Source organism: Roseibium sp. ROS1 (genome assembly GCF_054658215.1).
In genome coordinates this window covers 1-817 of sequence record NZ_BAAGIG010000025.1, presented here as the reverse complement: position 1 = coordinate 817, position 817 = coordinate 1, and the positions used below count along the sequence as shown (strand labels likewise).

Here is an 817-nt window from a genome sequence, read left to right as displayed (position 1 = left end):
GGTTCTGTCGCAAAAATTTACGGGTGACGAGTAGCGGTCTTTGCAATACCCAGATCAGACGGCGAAGTTCGCAAACTGCTTAAATGGACAGACTTCACCCCTGAACTGACCCTTGCGGATCATGCTGGCGACTTCAATGCCAGCCAGCGTAGATGCGGCTGCCTCGAACGACTTGAAGCCGAGCATTAAGCGGATCCGGCGCTTGATGAAACGGTGATCCTGCTCAACGATATTATTGAGGTATTTGATCCGCACCATCTCGATCGGGACCGAGCAGCCGAAGCGCTTCAACATTCGATTGATCTCGTTGATGCCGGCGGTGTTGGCGCCGCTCTTGTCGATCACGATCTTTCGCGGCATGCCGTTTGTTTCAAGAGCGCGAGCGAAGAATTTTGTGGCTGCCGCCTTGTTCCGACGCCTGGACAGCATGAAGTCCAACGTCTTTCCGAACTTATCGACCGCCCGATAGAGATAGACCCATCTGCCCTTCACGCGGACGTAGGTTTCGTCCATTCGCCAGGACCGATCCACCGGGCGTTTGCGGCGACGGGCCTCGGCGGCCACCTGGCCGGCATACTTCGTAACCCAGCGATTGAGCGTTGAATGATCGACATTCACGCCGCGTTCGGCGAGGATTTCCTCAAGGTCTCGATATGATACGCCGTAGCGGACGTTAAAGAAGACCGCGAAAAGTATGACATCCTTGGGGAAATGAGCGCCTTTGAAGGGAATGGCCATCGCATGTCTCCAGAACACCGGAAAATCAACGGCGCATCAATACCTCCACATCGGTTCAAGAAAAGTTTGCGACAGATCC

The 817-nt window shown here is 54.6% G+C and carries 1 protein-coding gene; it reads right to left on the bottom strand.

What is annotated here, in order from left to right; translation table 11 throughout:
• Positions 1–54: 54 nt before the first annotated feature.
• On the bottom strand, positions 55–738 hold the full coding sequence (locus ACYQ6M_RS30330) for an IS6 family transposase (protein ID WP_460077690.1): 684 nt from the start codon (positions 736–738) through the stop codon (positions 55–57).
• Positions 739–817 lie beyond the last annotated feature (79 nt).